Here is a 24,094-nt window from a genome sequence, read left to right on the forward strand (position 1 = left end):
GACAAATCACTAATTTCCTACACGTCTTTAACGAATAACTCACAGAGCGGCTTTTAGACTTTATCCACAAGTCGAGGAATCCGTGATGAACGTGCGTTGGGCTGTGCTGTGGTTAGTGGTGCTAGTCGCTGGGTGTCAGTCAACTCACGAGCAATTAGTGGCCGAAGGTTATCCTCCGGCATTCGCCGACGGCTTTCAGGATGGCTGCGGCAGTGGCCGGCAGGCGGCGGGATCAATCGGTGGGCAGTACAAGAAGGATGTGCCGCGTTACCTCAAGGACGTGACTTACGCTCAAGGCTGGAGCGACGGTTTTCGGCAGTGCCAGAGCATGCTGGAAAGCCGCGACCGGCTGGACACCGATCACATCTGGAACGACCATGATCGAGCTTGGGAGCAACAAAAAACCCAAGGCGCGGGCAAGGCTTATCGGTCGCACTGAGCTGGCCGGATAGCGATTCAACGAAACTAATCAGCCGCAGGCGCGGCCCAAATCTCATGAACAGGAGAAACCCATGAGCCGCGCCTTCGTCAATGAAGATAACGCCGCTGCGGACGCCAGCCAGCCGGTCGAACGTCTCGTCAGCCAACAACCCAACTACGTCACCGCCCACGGTTTGCTGCAATTGCAGAACCGCGTCGCCGAACTCCAGTCGCAACACAGCGCGCAAGCGTCATTGCGGGACAACACCGACAAACAGCGCCTGGCCGATCTCGAGCGGGATCTGCGCTATTTCAATCAGCGCCTGCTGAGTGCTCAGGTCGTTACGCCCGCGACTTCAACGGAAAAGGTGCAGATCGGCAGTTGGGTGACCTTCGCCGACGAACAAGGCGTCGAGCAGCGCGTGCAACTGGTCGGCGAGGATCAGGCCGACGCCACTGCCGGGTTGATCAACTGGGGCTCGCCATTGGGCCGCGCGTTGCTGGGTGCGCAATTGGGCGATGAAGTGCTGTGGAAACGCCCGGCTGGGGATCAGTTGATTGAAGTGGTGTTGATTGAGGCGGATGTTTGAAGAAGCAAACGCCAATTCCGTAGGACCGGCTTCAGCCGGGAGGGCGATTGTGCTGGCGACGAAGCACCTGCCATGCATCGACCGGCTCCCTGGGTGTCTATTCACATCCGCTCCGCGGCCAACAAAAACGGAGCCCGAAGGCTCCGCTTTTGTGAAACCTGAGCAATCAGGCCAGTTTCTTGTGGCGTACCCGGTGTGGCTGGGCGGCCGCGTCGCCGAGGCGCTTTTTGCGGTCGGCTTCGTACTCGGTGTAGTTACCTTCGAAGAATACCGCTTGCGAGTCGTCTTCGTAGGCCAGGATGTGCGTTGCCACACGGTCCAGGAACCACCGATCGTGAGAGATCACAATGGCGGCGCCAGGGAAGTCCAGCAGCGCTTCTTCCAGCGAACGCAGGGTTTCCACGTCGAGGTCGTTTGACGGTTCATCGAGCAGCAGGACGTTGCCGCCCTCTTTCAAGGTCAATGCCAGGTGCAAGCGGCCGCGCTCACCACCGGAAAGGTCCTTGACGAACTTCTGCTGATCGCCGCCCTTGAAGTTGAAACGACCGACATAAGTACGCGACGGGATTTCATAGTTGCCGATGCGGATCTGATCAGAGCCGTCGGAAATCTGCTGGAATACCGTTTTGCTGCCGTCCAGGTCGTCACGGCTTTGATCCACGCAGGCCAGCTGCACGGTTTCACCGATTTCGATGCTGCCCGAATCCGGCTGCTCCTTGCCCATCAGCATGCGGAACAGGGTCGATTTACCAGCACCGTTACCGCCGATCACACCGACAATCGCGCCTTTAGGCATGGCGAACGACAGGTTGTCGATCAACACGCGGTCGCCGTAACCCTTGCTGACGTTCTTGAACTCGATGACTTTGTCGCCCAGACGCGGACCGGCCGGGATATAGATCTCGTTGGTCTCGCTGCGTTTCTGGAATTCCTGCGACTGCATTTCTTCAAAGCGCTGCAGACGAGCCTTGGATTTGGACTGACGCGCCTTGGCGCCCTGCCGAACCCATTCCAGCTCTTCTTTCATGGCCTTTTCATGGGCCGATTGCTGCTTGGATTCCTGGGCCAGACGGTCGGACTTGGCTTCAAGCCAGCCCGAATAGTTGCCCTCGTAAGGAATGCCCGCACCGCGGTCAAGTTCCAGAATCCAGCCGGCGACGTTATCCAGGAAGTACCGGTCGTGCGTGATCGCAACCACGGTGCCCGGGAAATCGTGCAGGAAATGCTCAAGCCAGGCGACGGAATCGGCGTCCAGGTGGTTGGTCGGTTCGTCGAGCAGCAGCATGTCCGGCGCCGACAGCAGCAGGCGGCACAAGGCCACGCGACGTTTTTCACCACCGGAAAGGACCGCGACTTTCGCGTCCCACGCAGGCAGACGCAAGGCATCGGCCGCCACTTCCAGCTGACGTTCCAGGTTGTGACCGTCGCTGGCTTGCAGGATGGCTTCGAGCTTGGCCTGTTCGGCGGCCAGCTTGTCGAAATCGGCATCCGGCTCGGCATATTCGGCGTAGACCTGGTCCAGACGCGCCTGGGCGTTCTTGATCACGCTCACGGCTTCCTCGACCACTTCGCGGACGGTCTTGGTCGGGTCCAGTTGTGGTTCCTGTGGCAGATAGCCGATGTTCAGCTCGGGCATCGGCCGTGCTTCGCCATCGAACTCGGTGTCGACACCGGCCATGATTTTCAACAGAGTCGATTTACCCGACCCGTTCAGGCCCAGAACGCCGATCTTGGCGCCCGGAAAGAACGAGAGGGAGATATTTTTGAGAATTTCCCGCTTCGGCGGCACAACTTTGCTCAGCCGATGCATGGTAAAGACGTATTGGGCCATGGAATAAAAACCTGGTGTATGTGGCTATTAAATAGGGCTGAATAGAGCGCGAGCTTAGAGCCCCGTCCTGAAAAAAGCTTTTTTTATCGACGACACTTGCCGTTTGACGTTTCCGAGCCTTGAATCAAGCACAGCGACCAGGCGATGAACGATAGGGTTGGGATCGGGATCATTAAAGGCAAGTAGTGGAATTACTCATGCAGAAATCAGGGCCGCGCGTCGCGCAAAGCTACCCGAATGCGCTCGGCAGGGCAAACCATCCAGCCTAACGGGACTGGCACTTTGCCACAACTAAAGGCATGCTAGCCGCCCTTTGGGCGTCCGGCTTATAGTGCATTTCGCATTAGTTGCCCCACCGATTGTGTGAAAACGTATTGCTGGAGTTTTCACGCTGTCTGTTCAGTCCAGTAGTAGTCAGGATCAGAGCTTGTCCACACCAATTCACCCATATTCAACGCGTACGGCTAAAGGCGCGACCGTCACGCCTTTGCGCGGCTCATTGAAAGGTGCGCTGGCGGCTTTGGTGCTGCTGATGCTGGCGCTGTTATTGTGGCAGTTGATCGAGCAATTCCAGCAGACGCAGGAGCGCCAGCGGCAACGCAGTCTCGACTACAGCGTGCAATTGGCAGACCGCATGAGCCTGAACATGGCCCTCAGCGCCCAGGTTGGCCTCAATCTGCTGGCCGACAGCTCGCAACAACCCCAAGACTCGACCGGATCGACCCAGCTTGCGGCGCTGCGTCAATCCTTGCCTTCATTGCGCAGCATTGCCTTGCTCGACGCCACCGGCAGTGTCATCGCCGATAGCGTGGATAACCCTCGGGACGCCGATGTTCTGAAAAAGGCCCTGCAACAGGCAGCGGGCCGACCTTATTACTACGACAACGCGACCGATGGCTCAGTCATCTATCTGTTGGTGCGCAAACCCGGCGACGTCCGCGAATACTGGGCGCTGCGGATGGCCCCGGATGCCTTGAAAGCCCTGGCCCGACAGACCGCTCAGGATTTCCAGCCACTGTGGCGCCTGGAAAACCGCACCACCGAACGCATGTTGTTTCGTGATACCCCGCCAGGAAACGAGCCGAGCGGCAGCAGTCTTGGGGATAACGAAACAGTGCTGCTCCAGCCGCTGACCAATAGCGATTGGCAACTGCGTGGCCTGTTTGACGCGCAGAAGGCGCGGGAACAACTGCTGCCGCCATTGATCGGCAAGTGCCTGATCGGCCTTTTGTGTTCGATCCTGCCGCTACTGGCGTTGCTCAGCTTACGTCGCCGCCAGCGTCAACTGCACGAAAGTCGCCGCCGTTATCAGGAGATTTTCGAAGGCGCCGGCGTTGCGATTTGCGTGCTGGACATGTCCGGCCTGCCGGACCATCTGAAGGCCTTGAAACTCAACACCCGCGACGATCTGGAAGCTTTGTTGCGGGCTCAGCCTGGCCAATTAAAGGCGCTGTTGCGCCAATTGCGCATTACCGAGGTCAATCAGGTCGCGCTGAGCCTGCTCAAGGTTGAATCCAGCCAGCAGGCCTGGGAGTACTTGATCGAAGGCTGTCCGCGCACGCGTCAGGGCATTGGCGAACAGGTGCTGCACGCGGTGTTGTCCAGGCAAAACCAGCTCGAACTGGAAATCCGCCTGACTCAGGATGACGGCGAAGACCAGCATCTATGGCTGGTGCTGCGCCTGCCGGAACATATTGACGACTTCCATGCAGTGATTCTGAGCATCGGCGACATTACCCGGCGCAAGCAGGTCGAGTTGTCATTGCAGGAACGCGAGAGTTTCTGGTCCGATGTGGTGCGCACCGTGCCGGATCATCTCTATGTTCAGGACGTGCTCAGCCAGCGGATGATCTACAGCAACCATCACCTGGGGCACACGCTGGGTTACAGCAAGATCGAGCTGTTGCGGATGGGCGAGTTTTTCTGGGAAATCCTGCTGCACCCTGATGACGCGCAGAGTTATCAGGACATGCGCCTGCGTCAGCGTCATCGAGGCCATAGCGAGCTGCTGCATTGCCTGCTGCGTTTTCGTGACAGCAACAGCAAGTGGCGGCGCTTCGACATTCGCGAACAGGCACTGGCCCGCGACAAGGACGATCAGGTCACCCGCATCATCGGCGTCGCCAAGGACGTGACTGAACAGCTGGAAGCCAGCGAGTCCTTGCGTGACAGCGAACAGCGCTATCGCATGCTTGCCGAAAGCATCAGCGACGTGATTTTCTCCACCGACAGCCAGCTCAAACCCAATTACGTCAGCCCATCGGTGAACACCGTCCTGGGCTACAGCGCCGAGTGGATTCTCGAAAACGGCTGGGACACGACATTCGCCAACCCTGCACAACTGGCGGACATGTACGCGCTGCTCGCGCGGGTCAGCAAGGCGCTGGACCAGCCCGACGAATTGCAGAAGCTGCGCCTGGAAGTCCCCACCCAGCTGTTTTTGTTCGATTCCCTGCGGGCCGATGGCCGAAAGATCCCCATCGAGCTGCGTCTGGTGTTGGTCTGGGATGAACACGGTGTCTTCGAAGGCATCCTCGGCGTCGGTCGCGATGTCAGCCAGCAACGGCGGGCGGAAAAAGACCTGCGCATGGCGGCCACGGTGTTTGAACATTCCACATCCGCCATCATTATTACCGACCCGGCAGGCTATATCGTCCAGGCCAACGAAGCGTTCAGTCGAGTCAGCGGCTACGAAGTGGCGCAAGTGCTGGATCAGCTGCCGAGCATGCTGACCGTTGACGAACACCAGGAAGCGCACCTGCGCTACATCGTCAAGCAACTGCATCAGCGGCGCAGCTGGGAAGGCGAAGTGTGGCTCAAGCGCCGCAGCGGCGAGCATTACCCGGCATGGGTTGGCATCAATGCGGTGCTCGACGATGAAGGTGATCTGGCCAGTTACGTGTGCTTCTTCAGCGACATCAGTGAGCGCAAGGCCAGCGAGCAACGCATCCATCGGCTGGCTTACTACGACGCACTGACCCATCTGCCCAACCGCACGCTGTTTCAGGATCGTCTGCATTCGGCCTTGCAACAGGCCGAACGGCAGCAGTCATGGGTCGTGCTGATGTTCCTCGACCTGGACCGTTTCAAACCGATCAACGATTCCCTTGGCCATGCTGCCGGCGACCGCATGCTCCAGGAAATGGCCACGCGCCTGCTGGCCTGCGTTGCCGATGACGACACCGTGGCGCGCATGGGTGGCGACGAATTCACCCTGCTGTTGCAACCGGGCGCCACTCGCCAACTGGCCTTGAACCGCGCAATCAATGTCGCCGAGAAGATCCTGACCAGTCTGGTCACGCCGTTTGTGCTCGAAGGCCGCGAGTTCTTCGTCACCGCCAGCATCGGCATCGCGCTCAGCCCGCAGGATGGCAATGAGCTCAGCCAGTTGATGAAAAACGCCGACACGGCGATGTATCACGCCAAAGAGCGCGGCAAAAACAACTTCCAGTTCTATCAGGCCGACATGAACGCCTCGGCGCTGGAACGCCTGGAGCTGGAAAGCGACCTGCGCCACGCCTTGGAACAGAAAGAATTCACCCTCTACTATCAGCCGCAGTTCAGCGGCGACGGCAAACGCCTCACCGGCGCTGAAGCCCTGCTGCGCTGGCGCCATCCGCGTCGTGGCCTGGTATCGCCCAACGAATTCATCCCCGTGCTTGAAGAACTCGGGCTGGTGGTGGAAGTCGGGGATTGGGTATTGGCCGAAGCCTGTCGCCAGCTCAAGGCGTGGCATGTGGCCAAGGTCCGCGTGCCCAAAGTCTCGGTGAACATCTCGGCCCGGCAGTTTTCGGACGGCCAGCTCGGCACGCGGATCGCCAATATCCTCAAGGACTCCGGGCTGCCACCGGCTTGTCTGGAGCTGGAACTGACGGAAAGTATCCTGATGCGTGAAGTCAACGAAGCCATGCAGATTCTCGACGGTCTCAAATGCCTGGGCCTGAGCATCGCGGTCGACGACTTCGGCACGGGTTACTCATCGCTGAACTACCTCAAGCAATTCCCCATCGACGTGCTGAAAATCGACCGCACCTTCGTCGACGGCTTGCCTTCAGGCGAACAGGACGCCCAGATTGCTCGGGCGATCATTGCCATGGCGCACAGCCTGAACCTGGCGGTCATCGCCGAAGGCGTCGAGACCCACGAGCAGCTGGAATTCCTGCGCGAGCATGGCTGCGATGAAGTCCAGGGCTACCTGTTCGGCCGCCCAATGCCGCCGGGTCGCTTCGAAGCACAGTTCAGCAACGATGCGCTTTTCATGCTCGACTGATCTGTTGGAGCGAGGCTTGCCCGCGAATCAATGTCTCAGGCGATACTTTCATCGACCGAATTGACGCATTCGCGGGCAAGCCTCGCTCCAACGGTATGTATGTGTGTGTGCAAGCCGCGCTGCGTGAAAACCGCTTGTCCACGACATGACTCCCTTTCATATGCCAGATAAAAGCCGATGGGGTAGAATGCCCTCCTTTTCTGCCCCGATCCTTGAGGACCGCCATGTTCAGCCGTGATTTGACTCTCGCCAAGTACGACTCCGATCTCTTTGCCGCAATGGAGCAAGAAGCTCAGCGCCAGGAAGAGCACATCGAGCTGATTGCCTCGGAAAACTACACCAGCCCAGCGGTCATGGAAGCTCAGGGCTCGGTCCTGACCAACAAGTACGCCGAAGGCTATCCAGGCAAGCGCTACTACGGCGGCTGCGAATTCGTCGACGTGGTTGAGCAACTGGCCATCGACCGTGCCAAAGAGCTGTTCGGCGCCGATTACGCCAACGTCCAGCCCCACGCCGGTTCGCAAGCCAACAGCGCGGTTTACCTGGCACTGCTGCAAGGCGGCGACACCATTCTGGGCATGAGCCTGGCTCACGGCGGTCACCTGACTCACGGTGCCAGCGTCAGCTCGTCGGGCAAACTGTACAACGCGGTGCAGTACGGCATCGACGGCAACGGCATGATCGATTACGACGAAGTCGAGCGCCTGGCCGTTGAGCACAAGCCGAAAATGATCGTGGCCGGTTTCTCTGCCTACTCGCAGATCCTCGATTTCCCACGCTTCCGCGCCATCGCTGACAAGGTCGGCGCGTACCTGTTCGTCGACATGGCTCACGTTGCCGGTCTGGTTGCTGCAGGCGTGTACCCGAACCCGGTGCCTTTCGCTGACGTCGTGACCACCACTACGCACAAGACCCTGCGCGGTCCACGTGGCGGCCTGATCTTGGCTCGCGCCAACGCCGAAATCGAAAAAAAGCTGAATTCGGCAGTTTTCCCCGGCGCACAAGGCGGCCCGCTGGAGCACGTTATCGCGGCCAAGGCCGTTTGCTTCAAGGAAGCGCTGCAGCCTGAGTTCAAGACGTACCAGCAACAAGTGGTGAAAAACGCCAAGGCCATGGCGGGCGTGTTCATCGAACGCGGCTTTGACGTGGTTTCCGGCGGTACAGAAAACCACCTGTTCCTGCTGTCGCTGATCAAACAGGACATCTCCGGTAAAGACGCTGACGCTGCCCTGGGTCGTGCGTTCATCACCGTGAACAAGAACTCCGTACCTAACGATCCACGCTCGCCGTTCGTGACCTCGGGCCTGCGTTTCGGCACCCCGGCGGTGACCACTCGTGGCTTCAAGGAAGCAGAGTGCAAGGAACTCGCTGGCTGGATCTGCGACATCCTGGCTGACCTGAACAACGAAGCCGTGATCGACGCAGTACGCGAAAAAGTAAAAGCCATCTGCGCCAAACTGCCGGTATACGGCGCTTAATCAGCGCGTTTCGGCAGTCACATTAAAAAACCGGCTCTTGAGCCGGTTTTTTTGTGCGCGACATAACCGTAGGACCGGCTTTAGCCGGGAGAGGGCCAGCGCATACGCGACACTCTCCAGGGCAGGCATGCCCCCCCTCCCGGCTAAAGCCGGTCCTACGCCTACTCTGCTACCCTGGCAAACCCCGCCCGAATCTTCTCCTCCGGCAACTCATCGGCAATGAACACGATCACGCTTTCGCGCTTTTCGTCTTCGGCCCATTCGGTATCCCAGTCGAAGCCATAGAGCTTCAGCACACCCTGAAACACCATGCGACGCGGTTCGTCGACGATGCTCAGCACGCCTTTGTAGCGCAGTAGTTGCGGGCCGTGCTCTTCCAGTAGTTCGTTCATGAACTCGCTGAGCTTGTCGAGATCCAGCGGTTTATCGCTGCGCAGCACCAGACTGCTGATCCGGTCGACCGAATGACCGGCGGGTGCCACCGGCCGCAAGCTCATGCCGCCGCCCAGATCGGCGTTCAGATTGAAGCCACGTACGTCCAGCAGTTCAGCCAGGTCGATCTTGCCGTGCTCAACCACCCGAATCGGCGCACGGCGGTTGATGCGCGTCAGCCGCGCACTGAGGGCCTCGAATGCCGCGTCATCCACCAGATCGCGCTTGCTGACCAGCAAACGATCGGCAAAGCCGATCTGCGCCTGAGCGATGGTTTGCGCCAGATGGGTATCGGCGTTCGCCGCGTCGACCAAGGTGATGATCCCGTCGAGGATGTAGCGCTCGCGCAGTTCTTCATCAATGAAGAAGGTCTGCGCCACCGGAGCCGGATCAGCCAGCCCGGTGCACTCGATCACCAGCCGATCAAAGGCGATTTCGCCGCTGTCCAGACGCTCAAGCAGCAGGAACAACGCTTTGGTCAGGTCAGTGTGAATGGTGCAGCACACGCAGCCGTTGGACAGGGTCATGACTTGCACCGGTTCCGAACCCAACAATTGGGTATCGATACCGGCATCACTGAATTCGTTCTCGATCACGGCGATTTTCAGGCCGTGCTCGGCCTTGAGCAGATGCCGCAGCAACGTGGTCTTGCCCGCACCGAGAAAACCGCTGAGGACAGTGACGGGGATGGGTTGCGGGGTGGTCATGGGTGCTCCTGTAAAAATAAAAAAAAACGCGCCACGACAAGCGTGGCGCGTTGGTCAGGCTAGCCTGCGATTGATCAGCCGATCAACAGCATTTGGGCCCACCCTTGCCGCCGTATCGGGCCTCCTGGCGCTCCCGGAAGAACGCCTCGTAATCCATCACCGGCTTGTCAGGATGTTTGACCTGCATATGCGCGACGTAGGTGTCGTAGTCGGGCATGCCCACCATCAGGCGTGCGGCCTGACCGAGGTATTTCCCGAGACGACTCAGGTCATTGAACATAAGCAGATCCTCTTTTCAGCTGGCTATTCACACTTGAGTCGGCGTGGTCAAGGCGTGGAATGGAGCTTCCTTGTCGGTACGCTCCTTCTTGCCCCAAGCCGCGATGCCGATTTTCAACGCGTAGAACAGAATGCTGAACACCACGAACAGGAACAGGATGGTCAGCGTTGCGTTGGTGTAAGCGTTGAAGATCACATGCTGCATCTGGTCCATGGTCTTGGCCGGAGCCAGGATCTGACCGGCGTCAGCGGCAGTGCTGTATTTCTTGGCCAGGGCCAGAAAGCCGACCGCCGGGTTGGCGTCGAACAACTTGATGAAGCCCGCCGTCACGGTGCAGATCAGCAGCCAGGTGGCGGGCAACATGGTCACCCAGACATAACGTTGACGCCGCATTTTGATCAGAACGACCGTCGCCAGCATCAGCGCGATCCCGGCCAGCATCTGGTTGGAGATACCGAACAGCGGCCACAAGGTGTTGATGCCACCCAGCGGATCGATCACGCCTTGATACAGCAAGTAACCCCACAGGGCGACGCAACCACCGGTGCCGATGGCGTTGGCGGTCCAGGACTCGGTGCGTTTGAGGGCTGGCACGAAGCTGCCAAGCAAATCTTGCAGCATGAAACGCCCGGCACGGGTCCCGGCATCAACCGCCGTCAGAATGAACAGCGCTTCGAACAAGATCGCGAAGTGGTACCAGAAAGCCATGGTGCTGGTGCCCGGCAACGCCTGGTGCAGGATCTGCGCGATACCAACCGCCAGAGTCGGCGCACCGCCAGCACGAGCCAGCACAGTGTTTTCGCCGATGTCTTTGGCCACTGCGATCAGTTGATCAGGCGTAATGGCAAAGCCCCAGCTGGTCACGGTCTGCGCAACGGTCACGACGTCACCGCCGACGATGGCCGCCGGGCTGTTCATGGCGAAGTACACGCCAGGCTCGATCACCGATGCGGCAACCATTGCCATGATGGCCACGAAGGACTCCATCAACATGCCGCCGTAACCGATGTAACGGGCGTTGGCTTCGTTATCCAGCAGTTTTGGCGTGGTGCCCGACGAGATCAGTGCGTGGAAGCCCGAAACCGCGCCACAGGCGATGGTGATGAACAGGAACGGGAACAGCGCACCTTTCCAGACTGGACCGGTACCGTCGGTGAACTGGGTCAGCGCAGGCATTTTCAGCTCTGGCGCGAGGATCAGAATGCCGATTGCCAGGGCAACGATGGTGCCGATTTTCAGGAAAGTAGACAGATAATCACGCGGCGCCAGCAGCAGCCAGACTGGCAGCATGGCCGCTACGAAACCGTAGCCCACCAGCATCCAGGTGATCTGCACGCCGGTGAAGGTGAACATCGGTGCCCACTCGGGACTGGCGGCAATCTGCCCACCGGCCCAGATCGACAGCAGCAGCAACACCACGCCGATGACCGAGATTTCGCCAATACGACCCGGACGGATGTAGCGCATGTAAATGCCCATGAACATCGCCGTCGGGATGGTCGCCAGCACCGTGAACATGCCCCATGGACTTTCGGCCAGGGCTTTCACGACGATCAGCGCCAGCACCGCAAGGATGATGATCATGATCAGGAAGCAGCCAAACAAGGCGATGGTGCCGGGAATGCGGCCCATTTCCTCGCGAACCATGTCACCCAGCGAGCGACCGTTACGGCGTGTGGAGAGGAACAGGATCATGAAATCCTGCACCGCACCGGCCAGCACCACGCCAGCAATCAGCCACAGCGTGCCGGGCAGATAGCCCATTTGCGCCGCCAGAACCGGTCCGACCAGCGGACCTGCGCCAGCGATGGCAGCAAAGTGGTGACCGAAAAGAATGTGTTTGTTGGTCGGCACATAGTCCAGACCGTCATTGTTGACCACTGCCGGAGTTGCCCGCAGCGGATCGAGTTGCATCACGTGCGTAGCAATGAACAGACTGTAATAGCGATACGCAACCAGATAGATGGCAACCGCTGCCACCACGATCCATAACGCGTTGATTGCTTCTCCGCGGCGCAAGGCCACGACACCAAGGGCACAGGCCCCGATAATTGCAACGATCAGCCAAGGCACATGGCGCATGACGCTATTATTATTTTTCATTTTTTTATTCCAGCAGAATGACTAGAAGACCAACGCTGCGAGTTTAGCTCTGTCGCTGTGAAAGGCCACCCCCCACGAAGGTATACAGCGCAAAAGAATTCACAGATACAGTCCGTCAGAAAAGTCCGATTGAAATAAGCACAATTCGCACAGCAACTTCGCCTGATAAATATACAGTTGAGAACTGTTCGGCAACTCTGAACAGGTCTATCGTCCAGAGATGCGGCGCTGCTGACGCGCGTCGATCCGCTGACGTATAGTCACTCGATTACAAGAGAACTGACCAGATGACCGACTCCCACACAGACCGCCGACGTTTCAAGCGCATTGCCTTCGACGCAAAGACCGAACTGCGCCAGGGTGACAAACACTGGCAAGTGCAGTTGGTCGACCTGTCCCTCAAAGGTCTGCTTATCCAGCGTCCCGCCGCTTGGCTGGCCGACACCGGCAAGCCATTTTCGGTGGATATCCGCCTGAGCGGCGAGGCTCAGGTGCAGATGGATGTCCAGCTGACCCATGACGATCATCAGCAACTGGGGTTTGCCTGCCTGCACATCGGCCTGGAGTCGATCAGCCATCTACGCCGCCTGATCGAGCTGAACCTGGCTGACGCGGATGAGCTCGACCGCGAACTGGCGGCGTTGATCGCGGTTTGAAGCCCTCCTACCGGTTTGCACAGATTCGGTAGGACCGGACTTGTCCGGGAAAGCGGCGTGCCTGGCGAGGAAGATCTTCAGCGCTTGCACTGGCGCCTTCGGGGACAAGTCCCCTCCTACCCAGACTGTTCACTCAAACAACGCATCCAGCGCCTGTTCCAGCCGCGTCACACCAATAATCTGCAAGCCTGGCGGTGATTCCTTCGGCGCATTGGCCTTGGGCACGATGGCGCGTTTGAAGCCGTGTTTGGCCGCTTCTTTCAAGCGCTCCTGGCCGCTGGGCACCGGTCGCACTTCGCCAGACAGCCCGACTTCACCGAACACCAGCAAGTCGTGAGGCAGCGGACGATTGCGCAGGCTGGACATCACCGCTGCCATCAAGGCCAGGTCGGATGCGGTTTCCAGCACTTTGACACCGCCGACCACATTGAGGAAAACATCCTGATCGTGGGTGGGAATCCCACCGTGGCGATGCAGGACAGCCAGCAGCATCGCCAGGCGATTCTGATCCAGCCCGAGGGTGACCCGGCGTGGATTGGCCAAATGACTGTCATCCACCAGCGCCTGCACTTCGACCAGCATTGGTCGCGTGCCTTCCCACGTCGCCATCACCACACTGCCTGGGACTTCTTCCTGGGCGCGCGTGAGAAAGATCGCCGACGGGTTGGAAACCTCTTTCAGGCCTTTGTCAGTCATGCCGAACACGCCCAGCTCGTTGACCGCGCCGAAACGATTCTTCACCGCGCGCAGCAGACGCAGGCGTCCATCGGATTCGCCTTCGAAGTACAACACCGTATCAACCATGTGTTCGAGAACCCGAGGACCGGCCAGCGCGCCTTCCTTGGTGACGTGACCCACAAGGAAAATCGCCGTGCCACTTTGCTTGGCATAACGCACCAGCAACGCGGCGCTTTCCCGCACCTGGGAAACGCCGCCCGGCGCGGATTGCAGTTGCTCGGTAAAAATCGTCTGGATCGAGTCGATGACCATGACCTTCGGCTTTTCGACCTTCGCCGTGGCGATGATGCTTTCGATGCAGGTTTCGGTCATGACCTTGAGCTTGTCCTGAGGCAAGCCCAGACGACGGGCGCGCATGGCGACCTGCTGCTGTGATTCTTCACCTGTGACATACAGCGCCGGCATGCGCTCGGCGATAGCACACAGGGTTTGCAGCAAGATGGTGGATTTGCCGATGCCCGGATCGCCGCCAATCAGGACGACAGAGCCATCGACCAGGCCGCCGCCGAGCACGCGGTCCAGCTCGGCGGAGTTGGTCGAAAAGCGCGGAATTTCCTCGACGCTGACTTCTGCCAGCGTGCGGATCTGCGCCTGCTGGCCGGTCCAGCTGGAACGGCCACTGGGCGGCGCTGCCGAACCGCTTTCCAGAACGGTTTCAACCAATGTGTTCCAGGCACCGCATTCGCTGCACTGACCGGCCCACTTGGGAAAGGTCGCACCGCACTCGGTGCAACCGTACATGCGTTTGGCCTTGGCCATGACCACCCCATTCGTAAAAGTCGGCAATCATAACGCAGGTTGCCGCGACTGCGTTCCAGAGCCTCTATGACCTGTGTTTTTGAGTGTTTCGATAAAACTTCCGCGCCAGAGGCCGGTCGATTGCAGGTGAAGCGCGTTGCGCGGAGCTGAATTACACTGCATTGACCAAACTCATCTGTAACAAGGAATGACCCATGAGCGTACTTAGCGAGTTCAAAGCCTTTGCCGTCAAAGGTAACGTGGTCGATATGGCCGTCGGTATCATCATTGGTGCGGCATTCGGCAAGATCGTTTCGTCGTTCGTCGGCGATGTAATCATGCCGCCCCTCGGGCTGCTGATTGGCGGCGTGGATTTCAGCGACCTTGCAATCGTTCTGCGACCTGGAGAAGGCAATACACCGGCGGTGATGCTGGCCTACGGTAAATTCATCCAGACCGTGATCGACTTCATCATTGTGGCGTTTGCCATTTTCATGGGTGTGAAGGCGATCAACCGCCTGAAACGCGAAGAGGCCAAGGCTCCGACCTTGCCGCCTACACCAAGCAAGGAAGAAATCCTGCTGGGTGAGATCCGTGATCTGTTGAAAGAACAGAACAAGCCTGCGGCACCGATCACTGTGGATCCGTTGCGTCCGGTTTGATTTGACGCAATACCTGTAGGACCGGATGTATCCGGGAGGGCGGTACATTCGATGCGCCAGGTTCGCGTCGAATGTACCGCCCTCTTCGCTCCAACAGAACTGGATTTTTCACCAATACGTTTCCACCGCAACCTGCCCCGGCCGCCGACTCAGGCTCAACTGCATGTCTCGCTCCTTGAGCAGGGCGCGGGTGTCTTCGACCATTTGCGGGTTGCCGCACAGCATCACTCTTGAGTGCTCGGCATCCATGTCCAGCGCCGCAGCCTTCTCCAGATCGCCGCTTTCCAGCAGGTGCGTAATCCGCCCGTGCAACACGCCAGGTGGCTGTTCGCGGGTCACCAGAGGCAGGAACAGGAATTTGTCGGCGTATTCAGCCAGGTATTCGCGCTCGGTCAGGGTGGCAATCAGCTCCTGATAGGCCAGCTCTTTGGCCTCGCGCACGCTGTAGACCAGAATGATCCGCTCGAATTTTTCCCAGACTTCAAAATCCTGCAGGATCGACAGAAAGGGGGCGATGCCGGTGCCGGTGGATAAAAGCCACAAGTCGCGGCCATCGACAAAACGATCCAGCGTCAGATAACCGAATGCCTGTTTTTCGATCAGCAGCGAATCGCCTTCGCGCAACCTGCTGAGTTCGCTGGTGAATTCGCCGTCCGGCACGACGATGGAGAAAAACTCGAGGAATTCGTCATGAGGCGAAGAAACCATCGAGTAGGCACGCCACACAACACTGCCGTCAGCCTTGGTGACACCCAGGCGTGCGAACTGCCCTGCCCGGAAGCGGAAACCCGCGTCGCGCGTGGTGCGCAGGGTAAACAGGCTGGGGGTGAGTGGCGTCACATTCAGCAGGGTTTGCCGAGTGAATTTGTCTGCACTGGCGGTCATGGTCAACCTGCAAGCAAAAAAAGGAGGTGATCAGTGTCCCGCAAAGCCTTGCAGATAAACACCGCCGGTTTGTAGTGGTATCCCGTCAGGGCGCCAAACAAGCTGAATATTTAGAATCTTTCACTCTTGTTACTATCGCGACACGGTCCGCATCCGGACTTGAATTTAGCGTAACCGCAGTGACACGCAGCTCCCGCCGGGGTGAACCCTTACAACGTCGAAAACAGGCCATAAATGCCAGCATCCATCCGTCCACAAGCCTTCCAGCGCCAAATTCCCCTCGAGGTTTTTTTCCTACACTTGGAGTCTCTACGTATGGAATGAGTGAAGAGCAGCACGGAGGCGAGAATGGATAGAATTTTAGTCAGCTCGTTGCAGGGGGTGTCTGACAAACACCTGACCCCACGAGAAATAGAAATTCTGCGCTGGTCCGCCGAGGGCAAGACAGCGGCAGATATCGCCATCATCCTCAGCATGAAAGAACGAACCGTACACTTCCACGTGGCAAACGCTGTGCAAAAAATGGGCGCGTGCAACAAGATCTCGGCGGTGGTACAGGCTGCGTTAAGCGGCATGTTCTGAGCAAAGGACAAACGACAGAGTGCCAAGCGGCAAAAAGCACGTAAAATCACCGTCTTCTGCGAGCCCGAGCACCATGGGCTTATGTGACAACACGTTGATTGCCCCTGAGTTTGCCTGCCCATGCCCCTGCTTATCACCCCCTTTGCCCAGCTCGATCTGATACGCCAACCGGAACAGCAAGATGAGCCATTGCAGGCATTTGACGCTGCCGATGAGTACTTGCTCAACCACGTGGCCGAGCATGGCGTGACATTGCAGAGCCGGGTGCTGGTGCTCAATGACAGCTTTGGCGCACTGGCCGCGAGCCTCGCGCAACATGCGACGGTCATCAGCAGCACGGATTCGTTCCTGGCCGCTCACGGTCTGGAAAAAAATCTGATCCGCAACAACATGGCTTACGACTCGGTGCCGATGATTCCGGCCAGCGAGCCACTGCAAGGGCCATTTGACTGGGTGCTGATCCGGGTGCCGAAAACCCTCGCGCTGTTGGAAGAACAGCTGATCCGCCTGCAAGGCCAACTGGCACCGGGCGCGCGGGTCGTGGCTGCGGCCATGGTCAAGCATCTGCCACGTTCGGCCGGAGAGTTGCTTGAGCAATATGTCGGCCCGGTGACCGCCTCGTTGGCAGTCAAGAAGGCGCGGCTGCTGTTCGCGACGCCGCAACCCGGTGAAATCCAGCCCTCGCCCTACCCGACCATCTATAAGCTTGACGAACCCGCCATCGAGCTGGTCAACCACGCCAATGTTTTCTGCCGCGAAGGCCTGGACATCGGCACGCGCGCATTTTTGCCCCATCTGCCACAAAACCTGGGGTCGGCCCGCGTTGCCGACCTGGGTTGTGGCAATGGTGTGTTGGCGATTGCCAGCGCGCTGGCTAATCCGCAAGCCCATTACACCCTGGTGGACGAGTCGTTCATGGCCGTGCAGTCGGCTGCGCAGAACTGGAAAACGGCACTGGGCGAGCGCGAAGCTGTCATCCGCGCCGATGACGGGCTCGCCAGCCAGGAACCCGATTCCCTCGACGTGGTGCTGTGCAACCCGCCCTTTCACCAACAACAGGTGGTCGGCGATTTTCTCGCCTGGCGCATGTTTCAACAGGCCCGCGCGGCGCTGGTCGTCGGTGGCGCGCAGTATGTGGTCGGCAACCGCCATCTGGGTTACCACAGCAAACTGGCGCGACTGTTTCGCGGTGTCGAGCAAGTGGCTGCCACACCGAAGTTCGTGATCCTCAAAGCCCGCAAATAAAGCAAAAAAACCCTCCAGACGGAGGGTTATGAAAGCCGCGCCCAGTGAGCGCGGGATGGGATTCGTGTCAATGAGTGCGCATACCTGCGGCGGTCATGAACATCCGCAGCAGGCTGGCGACGATATACAGGGCGAACACACTGCCCGCCCAGATACCGATCAACCAGGCCACGCGCTGCCAGAGCGGCTTTTTCAGGGCCGGGTCCTGGTCGTCATGAAAAGATTCTTTGCCAGACATCGCCAATCTCCTCTATCAATGGCTCCGGCGCTAAGCGCCAGAGGCCAGTCTGCTAGTGATAGCCGTCTTCCTGGGTGACCTTGCCACGGAACACGTAGTAGCTCCAGAACGTGTAGCCCAGGATGCACGGGATGATGAACAGCGTCCCGACCAGCATGAACCCCTGGCTTTGCGGTGGCGAAGCAGCGTCCCAGATGGAAATCGACGGCGGCACGATGTTCGGCCACAAGCTGATACCCAGGCCGCTGTAGCCGAGGAAAATCAGCACCAGCGTCAACAGGAACGGCGTGTAGTTCGCATTACGCGCCACGGCTTTGAACAAACCGTACATGGTCACCAGCACCAGAATCGGCACTGGCAGGAACCAGAATAGATTCGGCAGCGTAAACCAGCGATTGGCGATGTCCGGGTGGGCCAGCGGCGTCCAGAGACTGACAATGCCGATCACGGCCAGCACCGCAAAGGCCAACGGACGCGCCAGATCATGCATTGCCTTTTGCAACGCGCCTTCGGTCTTCATGATCAGCCAGGTGCAGCCCAGCAGCGCATAGGCAACAATCAACGCCACACCGCAGAACATCGTGAACGGTGTGAGCCAGTCCAGTGAACCGCCAGCAAATTGCCGGTTGACCACCGGGAAGCCATCAATAAACGCCCCTAGCGCTACCCCCTGGAAGAACGTGGCCGTCAGCGAGCCGCCAATAAAGGCCTTGTCCCACAAGTGACGCTTGGCGGCGGTGGCCTTGAAACGGAACTCGAACGCAACGCCACGGAAAATCAGCCCGATCAGCATCAGGATCAATGGCAGATAAAGCGCCGACAACACCACCGAATAAGCCAGCGGGAATGCGCCGAACAAACCCGCGCCCCCGAGGACCAGCCAGGTTTCGTTACCGTCCCAGACTGGCGCGACGGTGTTCATCATCACATCGCGGTCGTGCTCTTGCTTCATGAACGGGAAGAGGATGCCGATGCCGAGGTCAAAGCCGTCCATCACGACGTACATCATGATGCCGAAGATGATGATGATGGCCCAGATCAGCGGAAGATCAATACCCATGGCTTAATGCTCCTTGGTCAGGCTGTCTTGATTGACGTGGTCTTCGGCGCCTTCTTCAGCGGCGGAGAGCGGACGAGCCGGAGTACGTTTCTGACCAGGGCCGCCGTGCTTGGGCGTATCGCCTTCGTTGACCACCGGACCTTTGCGCACCAGACGCATCATGTAGCCAAGACCGGTACCAAACAGCAGGAAATACACCACGACAAACAGCACCAGAGTAAAAGTCATCTGCTCGATGCTGTGCCCGGACGAGGCGTCCTTGGTTCGCATCAGGCCGTACACGACCCAAGGCTGACGACCGACTTCGGTGGTGATCCAGCCCGCCAGAATCGCAATCAGGCCCGAAGGTCCCATCCACAGCGCCAGGTACAGGAACGGACGGGATTTGTAGAGCGTGTCACGCTTGCGCAGCCACAGGCTCCACAGTCCGGTGAAGATCATCAGGAAGCCGAGGCCGACCATGACCCGGAACGACCAGAACACAATGGTCGAATTGGGCCGGTCTTCAGGCTTGAATTCCTTGAGCGCCGGGACTTGCTTGTCCAGGCTGTGGGTGAGGATCAGGCTGCCCAGATACGGGATTTCCACGGCAAAGTCAGTTGTTTCAGTTTTCATGTTCGGCAGGCCGAACAGGATCAATGGCGTCGGCTCGTCACCGACGTTTTCCCAATGACCTTCAATCGCAGCGATTTTTGCCGGTTGATGCTCAAGGGTATTCAGACCATGGAAGTCGCCGATCACGGCCTGTACCGGCGCGACCAGCAGCGCCATCCACATGGCCATCGACAGCATCTTGCGGATTGGCGGTGTGTCGCGACCGCGCAGCAAATGCCAGGCAGCCGATGAACCGACGAAGAACGCCGTTGCCACGAACGCTGCCACGGACATGTGCGCCAGGCGGTACGGGAACGATGGATTGAACACCACGGCGAACCAGTCGGTCGGGATCACCCGGCCGTCGACGATTTCAAAGCCCTGCGGGGTCTGCATCCAGCTGTTGGACGACAGAATCCAGAAGGTCGAAATCAGGGTGCCGATAGCCACCATGACCGTCGAGAAAAAGTGCAGGTTGCGACCGACGCGATTCCAGCCGAACAACATGACGCCGAGGAAGCCTGCTTCGAGGAAGAACGCCGTAAGCACCTCGTAGGTCAGCAGCGGACCGGTGACAGCCCCCGCGAAATCCGAAAACCGGCTCCAGTTGGTGCCGAATTGATAGGCCATGACCAACCCGGAAACCACACCCATACCGAAGTTAACGGCAAAGATCTTCGACCAGAAATGGTACAGGTCACGGTAGACGTCTTCACGGGTCTTCAGCCACAGCCCTTCGAGCACAGCCAGATAACTTGCCAGACCAATGGTGATGGCAGGAAACAGAATGTGGAACGAAATGGTGAACGCGAACTGAATTCGGGCGAGATCAATTGCCTCCAAACCGAACATAGGTCTTCCTCTTCAGGTTATACAGCTGGTGACTTGAGGCCATCAGCGACTGCCCCCACAAATATGGAGCACGGCAGGGTGGAATTGTTCTGTGTTGTTTCTGGCATGGGGGATCTGTTGGTTGCGCCTACACACGATTGCTTTATGTGCATTGACGCAGGTCAACCAACGATCAAAGAGTAGACCTATTTGAACGCGTGCTCTGTGTGGTCTTTTGTCGCGTGACGTCTTGCCTCACCCCGCAAACGCCCGCCCAGCTTGGGCCTCGGAGTTTTCTGATATCGAAGTGGAATTTGTAAGCGGCGCATCTTCCGCAAAAAAATCCGGCGGCATCGCCCATACTTTCAGGCAATGCATTGTTACAAAGTGATAATCTCGGCCATCCCCCCCCGCCAGGCCGCTGTAACTCATGCCGACTCAAGCCCCCGTTCTGTTGCGCAATCATCGTCCGTTCGTCGCTTTCTGGTTCGCCCGTATCTTCACCGCCAGTGGTTTTCAGATGCTGACAGTGGCCATTGGCTGGAATCTTTATCAGCTGACCGGCAACGTTCTGGACCTGGGTTTGGTCGGGCTCGTGGAGTTCGCACCTCGCGTGCTGTTCATGTTGCACACCGGTCACGTGGCGGATCGCTACGACCGACGCAAGATCGCCGCGCTGTGCCAGACCGCACAGGCATTGATCGCTCTGGCGCTGTTCATCGGCAGCACCACGGACAGCGTGACGCGGGAAATGATCTTTATTCTGGCGTTTGCCCTGGGCGCGTCTCGCTCGTTCGAAATGCCTGCGACCCAGGCGCTGCTGCCGAGTATCGTGCCCAGCTCACTGTTCCCCCGGGCGGTAGCGTCGGCGCAGTCGGCGCAGCAAACCGCGACCATCGTCGCGCCGGCGCTGGGCGGTTTTCTGTATGCATTCGGCAGCAGCTGGGTCTACGGCCCGACCGTGCTGCTATATCTGATTGCCTGCGGGTTAATGCTCAGCCTGCCCGCTCGCCAGATGGCGTTAAACAAGGGCAAGGCAACGCTCGATTCGCTGATGGCCGGAATTCGCTTTATCCGTAGCCGCCCGGACGTACTCGGCGCGATTTCCCTGGATCTGTTCGCGGTGCTGCTCGGCGGCGCGACTGCGCTGTTGCCAGTATTCGCCAGCGATATCCTGCTGACCGGCCCGTGGGGCTTGGGTTTGTTGCGGTCGGCGCCAGCAGTCGGCGCGCTGGGCATGTCGTTGTGGCTCGCGCACTTCAACGTCGAACGCAACGTGGGACGCGTGATGTTTACCGCCGTCGGCGTGTTCGGGGTGGCGACCATCGCGTTCGGTTTGTCGACGTCGTTCTGGTTTTCCCTGGCCGTGCTGGTCGTGCTGGGTGCGGCGGACATGATCAGCATGGTGATCCGCGCTTCGTTCGTGCAGCTGGAAACCCCGGATGAAATGCGCGGCCGCGTCAGTGCGGTCAACGGGCTGTTCATTGGCGCATCCAATCAACTTGGGGAGTTCGAATCCGGTTTGACCGCGCATTGGCTGGGCACCGTCCCGGCAGTAGTGCTGGGCGGCGTCGGCACCCTGGCGGTGACCGGTATCTGGATCAAGCTGTTCCCGACCCTGGCCAATCGCGACCGGATGCGGGATGTGGTGGAAGAGGCGGGAGTACAGAAGGCGACCGTTTAACTTCATTCTCGGATAACGGCGGGAGCTCGCTCCCACGCCTGATTTCAGCACCCGGCCAAGGAAAACGCGCCCACCAACCACCGATACAACTCATCGGCCTCCTGCGCCTGTCCCTTGGCCCTCAGACAGCCATGGACCAATCCCTTACCCGGATAAAAGCTCGTCGCAACGCCCGCATCGCGCAGTTTCTGCTCATAAACCACGCCGTCATCACGCAGCGGATCGAACTGCGCGACGGCAATGAACGCCGGGGCGAGCTGGCTGAAGTCTTGCGCCAGCAAGGGCCAGGCATAAGGCGACTGCATGTGTTCAGGCTTTGTCGCGTACAGCGCCAGATAACAATCAATATCCACGCTGCTCAATAGTGGGGCGTCGGCACATTCGCTGCGCGATGGCAAATCTGCTGCGCCGCCCAACGCCGGATAGATCAGGACCTGACCGCTGGGCTGGCGCTGCCGCGCATCGCGCAGCGCCAGGCACAACGCAGCCGCCAAGGTCGCCCCCGCGCTATCACCGGCAACCGCGACCTTTGACGGATCGATGCGCAGCCAGTCTGCTTGCGCCTGAATGCCATGCCAGACCGCCACACAATCCTCGAAAGCCGCCGGAAACGGATGCTCCGGCGCCAGCCGATAGTCCACAGCGATGACCACACAGCCCAGATCAAGGGCGAGATCGGTGCAGATGAAATCGTGAGAATCCAGATCGCCCACCACCCACCCGCCGCCATGCAGGTACAGCACGCAATCAGCAACAGTGTTCGGGGAAAGGCTTTCAGGTCGATAACTGCGAACCGGCACATCAGCCAGTTCGAAATCCGTTACGGCTAGGCCAGCCGGACGTGACGGGTTAAACGCGCGGCACATCTTCGAATAAGCCGCGCGCTGCTCGTTCATATCCGGAGCGGAGGAGCTGAAGATCAGGGTCCTGGCGACGAACCCGGCCATTTCGGCAGACAGAGGGTAATGGGTGGTCACAAAGACTCCATTGGGTGTGGGAGTGAACATCTGTGGGAGCGAGCTTGCTCGCGAAGCCGCCGCTTCGCCAACAAGTTGGCCCCTACGAAACCAGCGCTACTTCCCGATTGCGGCGACAACCGCTGGCGCTGCGTCCTTGCCATCGAAGGTTGTCACGCCGGCCAGCCAGCGTTGCAGATCTTCGGGATGATCCTTCAGCCATTGTTTGGCGACATCATCCGGCGCCTTGCGATCCATGATCGGCACCATCATCTGGCTTTCCTGAGCGGCGGTGAACGTCAGATTGGTCAGCAATTTGCTGACGTTCGGGCAGCGCTGGGCGTAGTCCGGAGCGGTTACGACGGAAACGGTCGCGGCGCCTTCCTGTGGACCAAAGACGTCTTCGCTGCCGGTCAGGTAATCGATTTTCATATTGATGTTCATTGGGTGCGGGGTCCAGCCGACAAACACCACCCATTCGTTGCGTTTGACCGCGCGCTGAACCGCCGCCAGCATCCCCGCCTCGCCCGACTCGACCAACTGGAAGCCACCGAGGCCGAACTGGTTCTTGGCGATCATGTCCTTGATGTTGGTATTGGCGCCGGTGCCTGGTTCGATGCCGTAGATCTTGCCGCCGAGCTTGTCCTTGAATTTGGCGATATCGCCGAAGGTCTTGAGCCCGCCAGCCGCCACGTAATCCGGCACCGCCAACGTCGCCTGAGCATCACTCATGCTGGGTTTATCGAGGACTTTGACCTGATTGGCCGCCACGAACGGGGCGATATTCTTGTCCATCGCCGGCTTCCAGTAGCCGAGGAAGATATCCAGACGCCCGTCGCGTAAACCGCCGAAGACAATCTGCTGCGCCGCGCTGGTCTGTTTGACGTCATAGCCCATGTTTTGCAGCAAGACCTGGGCAACCGCGCTGGTGGCGATCACATCGGTCCAGTTGACCACGCCCATGCGTACGTTCTGGCACGCAGCGGGTTCGGCAGCCAGCAACGCTGTACTGCTCAGCATCAATACACCGCAACTGATATGACGAATTAGTTTCTTCATGCGTGCTCCCTCGGGTCGGCTCGATATTTTTTGGTTTTTTCAAGCATCAGCGGCA

The 24,094-nt window shown here is 59.0% G+C and carries 20 protein-coding genes; 9 read left to right on the forward strand and 11 right to left on the reverse strand.

Annotation, left to right across the window (positions count from 1 at the left end; translation table 11 throughout):
• Window positions 1-85 precede the first annotated feature (85 nt).
• Complete coding sequence (locus AABC73_RS24540) at window positions 86-439, forward strand: hypothetical protein (protein ID WP_341521321.1); 354 nt, start codon at window positions 86-88, stop codon at window positions 437-439.
• A 73-nt stretch (window positions 440-512) separates the two neighbouring features.
• Complete coding sequence (locus AABC73_RS24545) at window positions 513-1,010, forward strand: GreA/GreB family elongation factor (protein ID WP_341521322.1); 498 nt, start codon at window positions 513-515, stop codon at window positions 1,008-1,010.
• Between the two features lie 166 nt (window positions 1,011-1,176).
• On the opposite strand, the gene ettA is transcribed toward AABC73_RS24545, so the two are convergent.
• Window positions 1,177-2,841 (reverse strand): energy-dependent translational throttle protein EttA, encoded by a 1,665-nt coding sequence (gene ettA, locus AABC73_RS24550; protein ID WP_020291016.1) that lies wholly within the window; start codon window positions 2,839-2,841, stop codon window positions 1,177-1,179.
• A 532-nt stretch (window positions 2,842-3,373) separates the two neighbouring features.
• On the opposite strand from ettA, the gene AABC73_RS24555 reads away from it, so the two are divergent.
• Together AABC73_RS24555 and glyA are read left to right on the forward strand one after the other, a co-directional pair.
• Window positions 3,374-7,111: an EAL domain-containing protein gene (locus AABC73_RS24555; RefSeq protein WP_341524325.1), complete on the forward strand. Its 3,738-nt coding sequence runs from the start codon at window positions 3,374-3,376 to the stop codon at window positions 7,109-7,111.
• A 224-nt stretch (window positions 7,112-7,335) separates the two neighbouring features.
• Entirely contained in the window at window positions 7,336-8,589 is a 1,254-nt protein-coding gene (gene glyA / locus AABC73_RS24560; RefSeq protein WP_331153157.1) for a serine hydroxymethyltransferase, read from the forward strand.
• 161 nt (window positions 8,590-8,750) lie between these two features.
• On the opposite strand, the gene yjiA is transcribed toward glyA, so the two are convergent.
• From yjiA to AABC73_RS24575, 3 genes are all read right to left on the reverse strand, one after another.
• Entirely contained in the window at window positions 8,751-9,728 is a 978-nt protein-coding gene (yjiA, locus tag AABC73_RS24565; protein ID WP_341521323.1) for a GTPase, read from the reverse strand.
• Window positions 9,729-9,810: 82 nt separating this feature from the next.
• Window positions 9,811-10,008, reverse strand: a complete 198-nt coding sequence (locus tag AABC73_RS24570; protein ID WP_065836155.1) for a YbdD/YjiX family protein — start codon at window positions 10,006-10,008, stop codon at window positions 9,811-9,813.
• Window positions 10,009-10,035: 27 nt separating this feature from the next.
• Window positions 10,036-12,111: a carbon starvation CstA family protein gene (locus tag AABC73_RS24575; protein ID WP_341521324.1), complete on the reverse strand. Its 2,076-nt coding sequence runs from the start codon at window positions 12,109-12,111 to the stop codon at window positions 10,036-10,038.
• Window positions 12,112-12,398: 287 nt separating this feature from the next.
• Between AABC73_RS24575 and AABC73_RS24580 the strand changes: the two genes are divergently transcribed.
• A complete protein-coding gene (locus tag AABC73_RS24580; protein ID WP_341521325.1) occupies window positions 12,399-12,767 on the forward strand; it encodes a PilZ domain-containing protein in 369 nt (122 codons plus the stop codon).
• A gap of 129 nt (window positions 12,768-12,896) precedes the next feature.
• On the opposite strand, the gene radA is transcribed toward AABC73_RS24580, so the two are convergent.
• Window positions 12,897-14,264, reverse strand: a complete 1,368-nt coding sequence (radA, locus tag AABC73_RS24585) for a DNA repair protein RadA (protein ID WP_341521326.1) — start codon at window positions 14,262-14,264, stop codon at window positions 12,897-12,899.
• Window positions 14,265-14,458: 194 nt separating this feature from the next.
• Here radA and mscL point away from each other — a divergent pair, with 194 nt between their 5' ends.
• Window positions 14,459-14,905 (forward strand): large-conductance mechanosensitive channel protein MscL, encoded by a 447-nt coding sequence (gene mscL / locus AABC73_RS24590; protein ID WP_341521327.1) that lies wholly within the window; start codon window positions 14,459-14,461, stop codon window positions 14,903-14,905.
• 108 nt (window positions 14,906-15,013) lie between these two features.
• On the opposite strand, the gene AABC73_RS24595 is transcribed toward mscL, so the two are convergent.
• Window positions 15,014-15,790, reverse strand: a complete 777-nt coding sequence (locus AABC73_RS24595; protein ID WP_341521328.1) for a ferredoxin--NADP reductase — start codon at window positions 15,788-15,790, stop codon at window positions 15,014-15,016.
• Between the two features lie 348 nt (window positions 15,791-16,138).
• Here AABC73_RS24595 and AABC73_RS24600 point away from each other — a divergent pair, with 348 nt between their 5' ends.
• Both AABC73_RS24600 and AABC73_RS24605 read left to right on the forward strand, forming a co-directional pair.
• On the forward strand, window positions 16,139-16,372 hold the full coding sequence (locus AABC73_RS24600) for a helix-turn-helix transcriptional regulator (protein WP_341521329.1): 234 nt from the start codon (window positions 16,139-16,141) through the stop codon (window positions 16,370-16,372).
• A gap of 120 nt (window positions 16,373-16,492) precedes the next feature.
• Window positions 16,493-17,617, forward strand: a complete 1,125-nt coding sequence (locus AABC73_RS24605; RefSeq protein WP_341521330.1) for a methyltransferase — start codon at window positions 16,493-16,495, stop codon at window positions 17,615-17,617.
• 67 nt (window positions 17,618-17,684) lie between these two features.
• Here AABC73_RS24605 and AABC73_RS24610 read toward each other — a convergent pair whose 3' ends face one another.
• Genes AABC73_RS24610 through AABC73_RS24620 form a run of 3 tightly spaced genes read right to left on the reverse strand, consistent with a single transcriptional unit; the run spans window position 17,685 to window position 20,361 of the window.
• Complete coding sequence (locus AABC73_RS24610; protein ID WP_331153143.1) at window positions 17,685-17,855, reverse strand: DUF2474 domain-containing protein; 171 nt, start codon at window positions 17,853-17,855, stop codon at window positions 17,685-17,687.
• A 52-nt stretch (window positions 17,856-17,907) separates the two neighbouring features.
• Window positions 17,908-18,915: a cytochrome d ubiquinol oxidase subunit II gene (gene cydB, locus AABC73_RS24615; RefSeq protein WP_341521331.1), complete on the reverse strand. Its 1,008-nt coding sequence runs from the start codon at window positions 18,913-18,915 to the stop codon at window positions 17,908-17,910.
• A 3-nt stretch (window positions 18,916-18,918) separates the two neighbouring features.
• Window positions 18,919-20,361 carry a cytochrome ubiquinol oxidase subunit I gene (locus tag AABC73_RS24620; protein ID WP_341521332.1) on the reverse strand — a complete coding sequence of 481 codons (1,443 nt, stop codon included), beginning with the start codon at window positions 20,359-20,361 and terminating at the stop codon, window positions 18,919-18,921.
• A 409-nt stretch (window positions 20,362-20,770) separates the two neighbouring features.
• On the opposite strand from AABC73_RS24620, the gene AABC73_RS24625 reads away from it, so the two are divergent.
• Window positions 20,771-22,024 carry an MFS transporter gene (locus AABC73_RS24625; protein WP_341521333.1) on the forward strand — a complete coding sequence of 418 codons (1,254 nt, stop codon included), beginning with the start codon at window positions 20,771-20,773 and terminating at the stop codon, window positions 22,022-22,024.
• Between the two features lie 44 nt (window positions 22,025-22,068).
• On the opposite strand, the gene AABC73_RS24630 is transcribed toward AABC73_RS24625, so the two are convergent.
• Together AABC73_RS24630 and AABC73_RS24635 are read right to left on the reverse strand one after the other, a co-directional pair.
• The gene (locus tag AABC73_RS24630) at window positions 22,069-22,971 is read right to left on the reverse strand and encodes an alpha/beta hydrolase (protein ID WP_341524326.1); all 903 of its coding nucleotides are present in this window, start codon (window positions 22,969-22,971) and stop codon (window positions 22,069-22,071) included.
• Window positions 22,972-23,097: 126 nt separating this feature from the next.
• Window positions 23,098-24,039 (reverse strand): choline ABC transporter substrate-binding protein, encoded by a 942-nt coding sequence (locus AABC73_RS24635; protein WP_341521334.1) that lies wholly within the window; start codon window positions 24,037-24,039, stop codon window positions 23,098-23,100.
• Window positions 24,040-24,094: the final 55 nt, after the last annotated feature.

Origin of the sequence: Pseudomonas sp. G.S.17 (genome assembly GCF_038096165.1) — a bacterium.
Lineage (GTDB): Bacteria > Pseudomonadota > Gammaproteobacteria > Pseudomonadales > Pseudomonadaceae > Aquipseudomonas.

What these genes read in the sequence shown, in the direction of transcription:
- AABC73_RS24540 (WP_341521321.1), top strand. Translation starts at nt 86, where the DNA reads ATGAACGTGCGTTGGGCTGTGCTGTGGTTAGTGGTGCTAGTCGCTGGG.
- AABC73_RS24545 (WP_341521322.1), top strand. Translation starts at nt 513, where the DNA reads ATGAGCCGCGCCTTCGTCAATGAAGATAACGCCGCTGCGGACGCCAGC.
- ettA (WP_020291016.1), bottom strand. Translation starts at nt 2,841, where the DNA reads ATGGCCCAATACGTCTTTACCATGCATCGGCTGAGCAAAGTTGTGCCG.
- AABC73_RS24555 (WP_341524325.1), top strand. Translation starts at nt 3,374, where the DNA reads ATGCTGGCGCTGTTATTGTGGCAGTTGATCGAGCAATTCCAGCAGACG.
- glyA (WP_331153157.1), top strand. Translation starts at nt 7,336, where the DNA reads ATGTTCAGCCGTGATTTGACTCTCGCCAAGTACGACTCCGATCTCTTT.
- yjiA (WP_341521323.1), bottom strand. Translation starts at nt 9,728, where the DNA reads ATGACCACCCCGCAACCCATCCCCGTCACTGTCCTCAGCGGTTTTCTC.
- AABC73_RS24570 (WP_065836155.1), bottom strand. Translation starts at nt 10,008, where the DNA reads ATGTTCAATGACCTGAGTCGTCTCGGGAAATACCTCGGTCAGGCCGCA.
- AABC73_RS24575 (WP_341521324.1), bottom strand. Translation starts at nt 12,111, where the DNA reads ATGAAAAATAATAATAGCGTCATGCGCCATGTGCCTTGGCTGATCGTT.
- AABC73_RS24580 (WP_341521325.1), top strand. Translation starts at nt 12,399, where the DNA reads ATGACCGACTCCCACACAGACCGCCGACGTTTCAAGCGCATTGCCTTC.
- radA (WP_341521326.1), bottom strand. Translation starts at nt 14,264, where the DNA reads ATGGCCAAGGCCAAACGCATGTACGGTTGCACCGAGTGCGGTGCGACC.
- mscL (WP_341521327.1), top strand. Translation starts at nt 14,459, where the DNA reads ATGAGCGTACTTAGCGAGTTCAAAGCCTTTGCCGTCAAAGGTAACGTG.
- AABC73_RS24595 (WP_341521328.1), bottom strand. Translation starts at nt 15,790, where the DNA reads ATGACCGCCAGTGCAGACAAATTCACTCGGCAAACCCTGCTGAATGTG.
- AABC73_RS24600 (WP_341521329.1), top strand. Translation starts at nt 16,139, where the DNA reads ATGGATAGAATTTTAGTCAGCTCGTTGCAGGGGGTGTCTGACAAACAC.
- AABC73_RS24605 (WP_341521330.1), top strand. Translation starts at nt 16,493, where the DNA reads ATGCCCCTGCTTATCACCCCCTTTGCCCAGCTCGATCTGATACGCCAA.
- AABC73_RS24610 (WP_331153143.1), bottom strand. Translation starts at nt 17,855, where the DNA reads ATGTCTGGCAAAGAATCTTTTCATGACGACCAGGACCCGGCCCTGAAA.
- cydB (WP_341521331.1), bottom strand. Translation starts at nt 18,915, where the DNA reads ATGGGTATTGATCTTCCGCTGATCTGGGCCATCATCATCATCTTCGGC.
- AABC73_RS24620 (WP_341521332.1), bottom strand. Translation starts at nt 20,361, where the DNA reads ATGTTCGGTTTGGAGGCAATTGATCTCGCCCGAATTCAGTTCGCGTTC.
- AABC73_RS24625 (WP_341521333.1), top strand. Translation starts at nt 20,771, where the DNA reads ATGCCGACTCAAGCCCCCGTTCTGTTGCGCAATCATCGTCCGTTCGTC.
- AABC73_RS24630 (WP_341524326.1), bottom strand. Translation starts at nt 22,971, where the DNA reads ATGGCCGGGTTCGTCGCCAGGACCCTGATCTTCAGCTCCTCCGCTCCG.
- AABC73_RS24635 (WP_341521334.1), bottom strand. Translation starts at nt 24,039, where the DNA reads ATGAAGAAACTAATTCGTCATATCAGTTGCGGTGTATTGATGCTGAGC.